Annotated in this window: 5 protein-coding genes; 1 reads left to right on the forward strand and 4 read right to left on the reverse strand. The window is 33.5% G+C overall.

All coding sequences use genetic code 11. The features are described 5' to 3' along the window. Positions 1–255 precede the first annotated feature (255 nt). The 3 genes from LDM92_RS09645 to LDM92_RS09655 all read right to left on the reverse strand — a co-directional run bounded on the left by LDM92_RS09645 (position 256) and on the right by LDM92_RS09655 (position 3,044). Entirely contained in the window at positions 256–897 is a 642-nt protein-coding gene (locus tag LDM92_RS09645) for a hypothetical protein (protein WP_038521162.1), read from the reverse strand. 21 nt (positions 898–918) lie between these two features. After that, complete coding sequence (locus LDM92_RS09650) at positions 919–1,527, reverse strand: aggregation-promoting factor C-terminal-like domain-containing protein (RefSeq protein ID WP_038521159.1); 609 nt, start codon at positions 1,525–1,527, stop codon at positions 919–921. Positions 1,528–2,900: 1,373 nt separating this feature from the next. Then, positions 2,901–3,044 (reverse strand): hypothetical protein, encoded by a 144-nt coding sequence (locus tag LDM92_RS09655; protein ID WP_158593833.1) that lies wholly within the window; start codon positions 3,042–3,044, stop codon positions 2,901–2,903. 574 nt (positions 3,045–3,618) lie between these two features. Between LDM92_RS09655 and LDM92_RS09660 the strand changes: the two genes are divergently transcribed. Continuing rightward, complete coding sequence (locus tag LDM92_RS09660; RefSeq protein ID WP_223903051.1) at positions 3,619–4,095, forward strand: helix-turn-helix domain-containing protein; 477 nt, start codon at positions 3,619–3,621, stop codon at positions 4,093–4,095. Between the two features lie 487 nt (positions 4,096–4,582). On the opposite strand, the gene LDM92_RS09665 is transcribed toward LDM92_RS09660, so the two are convergent. Continuing rightward, positions 4,583–4,966 (reverse strand): Rgg family transcriptional regulator (locus LDM92_RS09665; RefSeq protein ID WP_444979781.1); only part of this gene is annotated, 384 nt, incomplete at its 5' end.

A 4,966-nucleotide genomic window follows, 5' to 3' on the forward strand; every position in this document is an offset into this window, starting at 1 on the left:
CGAAACTTAGTGCTACAAGGCTTCAAACTGCAGCAAAAAAATGTTTGTGAATTTGAAGCCGTATAGCAAAAGGGAAGACTGATTTAACAGCCTTCCCTTTTTTCATTACCTGGTAATTTCACAATTAGACCAATTGCTTCATACCAGCTTATTTGTTACTTTTAATCTTTAACTTTAAATTGCTCCGTATGCTTCGTAAATTAATAAGAAAATCACTTTGATAGCAGCAGTAAATTAAAAACTTGTTTACTTGTCTTACAGGCTACCAATTAGAAGAACAGGAATATTAGCAAAAACTTCATTATCAATCCATTGCTTCAATTGAGTAATTGATTCTTGAGCCAATTTTTTATCTGAACCCTTTAATTTATTAGCCAATTTTTCGGCAGTGACTAGCTTTTTTGCTATTTTCTCTTTAGAAGTATTAGTGATCATTTCTACTTCGGTTTTTATTAATGGTTTAAGAGATTTTTTATGACCATTTACATTGTATGTCCCGGTTAAAAAATTAGTCCAAAACTTATATTTGCCATTTTGCGACACAATATGAACTAAAGAACCATTTTCTACTGATATAGCGCGATCTATTTTGAATAACATGTTTTTAGCGAAAACTTTTTTAGCATGCTTCAAACTATATTTTTTAAGTAAGCCATTTTTTCTTTGATACAATCCGCCATCAGTAGTAGCTATATTTTTAGCTAACTTGAAAACATAGCCAGCTTTAGTCAGTTTGTTAGACCATGTTTTATCAGACACACCCTGATTATTGACTACAGTATTTGTATCGCTTACGTCAGCTGCTTTAACAGGCACATAATTACTGCTTGTTGCACTAAATATCAAGCTTGCACCAAAAACAGCTGCAAATGCTGCTATACTAAGTGATCTTTTCATTTTTACCCAACCTACTTTGATTTAATACCAGCCATGAGCTTGCCAAAATGCTTTAGCTTTTACCCAACTTCCACTATAACGTTTGTGAATATATATCGTAGCAGCTTTTTCTTGATTAGCTATACTATAGTCGCCATTAAGATATGCTTTATCTAACTGAAAGCGACCGTAATGCGTACCGTTAGAAACATAATAATTGTATCCTGATTCTCTCTTTGCAATCCAAAGTTTAGCTGAACGTTCTGCACTACTTAAACTATCATAATATTTTTTCTTAATACTTGCTGGTACACCATCATAAGGTCCGAACGCCTGAGGTCCTACTACGTTTTCTACAGAGCCAACATTTTGTGGCAAATAAATAGGCGTACCATTAGGTAAGGCTTTATCGGGATCGATATTATCATTTAAAGCTTCAACTACAGACAAATCTAAATTATTATTAATTGCAATTTGTCTTAATGAATCGTTATCATAGTTTGCTACAGGATTTATATCATATTTAGAAACAGGACTTTCTACACTATCACTTGTTGCCTCAGCTTTGACACTTGTTACCGCTAATGGAGTTGCAACTGTCGCAAAGGTTGCAGCAGCAACACCTAATCCAACAACATACTTAAATTTCATAATTAATTCTCCTATAAACGTATATTAAAATATTATAATGATATAATGCCTTAATAAATTAATATTTTAATATCGAGATTATATATCTTTAATTAATTTTATTCAATTATTTATACCTATAAAAATAGCCTAAGATAAAATCTTAGGCCTCACTTTTGTACTACTTAAGTAGTTCGTTAAGAATATCTTTGACGATATTCAACACATCTCGAATTGCGGTAATTACAAGATACAAAAGAATTAGAATTAGAACATCAGACACGTCTTTTCACCTCCTTTATGAGAAGCCAGTCAACTTCTCAAGATAGTGCACTAAACGCGCAGGATTATTTTACCAAATTTTTATTTTCATGATATAATTTTTATAGAATTAGATAACGTCAGACATGTTTAACTAAACGTGTAAGCAGGTTCAGTCACTTGCAAGACGTCTAAGGCGGTCCACAAGGATCGCTTTTTTTATATATTTATTTTTTATTCTCTTCTAACTTACCAACAACAGCTTGCCTAATTTAGCCCCTATTAGCCCCTGTGAGCCGTTTTTTCGCCCCCGGGTATACTTACACCTGATTTTCCACCAAATGGACGACTTCCTAGCAAAAATGACTGTCCCAATTTTTTAAAAGTAAACAAAATCATTCCTCAACTATTTTGCCTACTTTTATTTTTTACCCCCCCGCTCTCCATTACATCTAAAGTGAACCTGGCATTCAGCGGAGCTAAAATACGGTTTTTGATACGATCTTTGCCTTTAGAAGAATGCTGCTCTACCAGGATTTGTAACAATCCCAATGTGGGACTGTCAGCTCCCTTTCACAAACCCAGATGAGGCTTTTGGCTCTACACCAATATTCACAACAGTCCCACGGTGGGATATTTCGCAAAAAAAGTGCTAGCAGGCAGCTGCTGTTAGAAAACGCTTGGCACCGCCAAGCTCTCACCTTACGTTAAGTAAGTGATAGCAGTTTCCCTTATGCTCTTTCCTAGGAATTTGTGAAATTCCAAGGTACAAGCAATAAAACAACTTTTTCCAAACAAATAAACAGCCACAAAAAACCAGGTCAATCTCTTACAAGTAAAACCAAAACACTACTCAACACCCTAACCTACACCTAAACCATAAAAGACTGCTGAGCCAAAATCTACTACGCCAGTTGCTCCACCTAAACCTAAAACAAGATCAAACAATTAACCTAAACTGCCAATTACTGCTCATGGCAGTGGGCAGACTGGCCCCATAAGGTAACTAACATAACCGCAAAGCGGTTAGTTAGGTAATTTCCCCTTGCAATAAGGAGAAGAAACTATCTAACTAACCGCTTTGTCGATCGTTGGTTACTAATCTGGCCACAAAGGACCAGCATACATTTAAGCTAAAAAACGCCCTGCACAGTAGCCGAGCCGTTGTTTTTTGTCGCTCCAAAATATGATCTGAAGGTCTGGGCAACGCCATATGCTAACCCCAGCCAATAGTACCTCGTACTATGTTCTGTCCTTGCTACTGCCGTATGTTCCACTGCTGCCTGCTCGCCTTACATATGAGTAATTCTGATCACACAGTAGTCGTCTGTACCGCCCTGACCTGGTTTGCTTAACTGCTGGTCGTCACCGCCACTTGCCCCACTGCATTCGTTACGTGCTTTCGGAAATAGATTTATTACTTGAAATGGCTCTATTAAACCTGTCCCTTTTTTCAACTTTGTCCTGTTGGTTCGCTTGATAACGGAAAAGACCTCCGGGCTAATCTCTTAACTCGGAGGTCTTTTTTTAACTTCATCACTTGAATTTTTAAGTTTTGCTGTTATACTTAATTCAGTTGATGGAGCTAATCTTTAGACCGTGTCAAAGTACTGGAGATTAGTTTTTTCATACCCTGATACTCTGTTATTTACTAGGTATCAGGGTATTTTTATTTGCGTTAATAGATTAATAGTAACATAAATTTATCGAGTTCTTTCAAAAAAATTAAATTTAATAAGTTTGAATGTTGAGATTAATATTCTATCGGTTTTAAATACTAAGTGAATTGATAATTTAATTTATTTATCTTATTTCTAGCGAGGTAAATAAACAGTTGCATGAGGAATTCTAATGGTAAAAACAATTAAACAATTAGCAGATGAATTGGGAGTTTCCAAGCAAACAATACGCTATCATATAAAGTCTTTACCAGTAAAATTTACTGGTAAAGACAGTAAAAACAGAATAACCATTACTTCTACTGGTGCAAAGATTATTAAGGAAAAAGTGGTTAAAAAAACTGTCCACTTTACCGGTAATAAACCGCAACAGAAAAACTTTTTACCGGTAAACAAAGAAGAGCAAGAAAGCTCGTTATTAAAGCGTTTAGACCTGTTAGAACAAACTTATCATGAACAACTTGCTAGTAAAGATAAAGAAATAGCTCGATTGCACAATACATTAGATCAAACCCAGAAAATGCTTGATCAGTCGCAACAGCTACAGCTAATAGCTGAAAAAAAAGTTGAAGAACTTAAAAAGATTTCGGATCGTCCAGCTAAAAAGGAAAAAGACCACCAGAAACCCTGGTGGTCAAAATTCTTCTAAAAATGATATAATATCTGCAGCACATAAAAAGTATTACTTTGCAGAGTAATACTTTGATTTATATTTAGTCTCTAAAACATTATTCTCTTTTGAATAATGTTTTTTTGTTAGTGTCGACCCCATCCAACTTGATCGCCAAATACGATGCCAATTTTTAAAAACATTTTTTACCATCTCCTTTATAGAGAACCTACTTATCTTTATAAATTTTTCCTGGTCTAAACTTTATAAATAATCCATCTACAAATGCTTCATAAACATGATCATCTACTTTAGACTTTATTTTTAAATCTTTACTTAACTTATTCAAAACATTTTTCCCAGGCTTCTAATTAATCTAATTTGATCCCAATAAGAATTAATTCACGTAATAAATTTTCCATTTTCTTACTCCTTTCTATGTATTCTCAGTTTATTACGATTTTATATAAGCATATTAAAAATGTCATATTTAACTCTTAATGGTTTAATATGACATTTTTATATTTTATTTATTAGCAATCATTAATTCTTCAAGTTCTTCACTATAACTGGGCATACCAGCAATTTTTACACTTTTAATTATTATTTGTATTTTATTAAGATACTTAGGATTTTGATCATAATGATATTTGACTATATTTTCAAAAGCTGGAGCAATAGTCTTATAAAAAAATATATCTGGTTTTGTTTTGATTTGTTTTTCACTACTAACATAAAATTCTGTTTCTTCAAATCTTTTGTTACGAATACACAAAATCATCATATTAATAATTATAGACAAAACTAGCTTTTGAATATCAATGCTACTTGAGCCAATAAACTGACGTATTACTCTTTTTGAAATCAATAAATTACTATCTAAATCATAAAAACTCATAAGGTTGCAGTA

It is taken from the genome of Lactobacillus laiwuensis, assembly GCF_019972835.1.
GTDB lineage: Bacteria > Bacillota > Bacilli > Lactobacillales > Lactobacillaceae > Lactobacillus > Lactobacillus laiwuensis.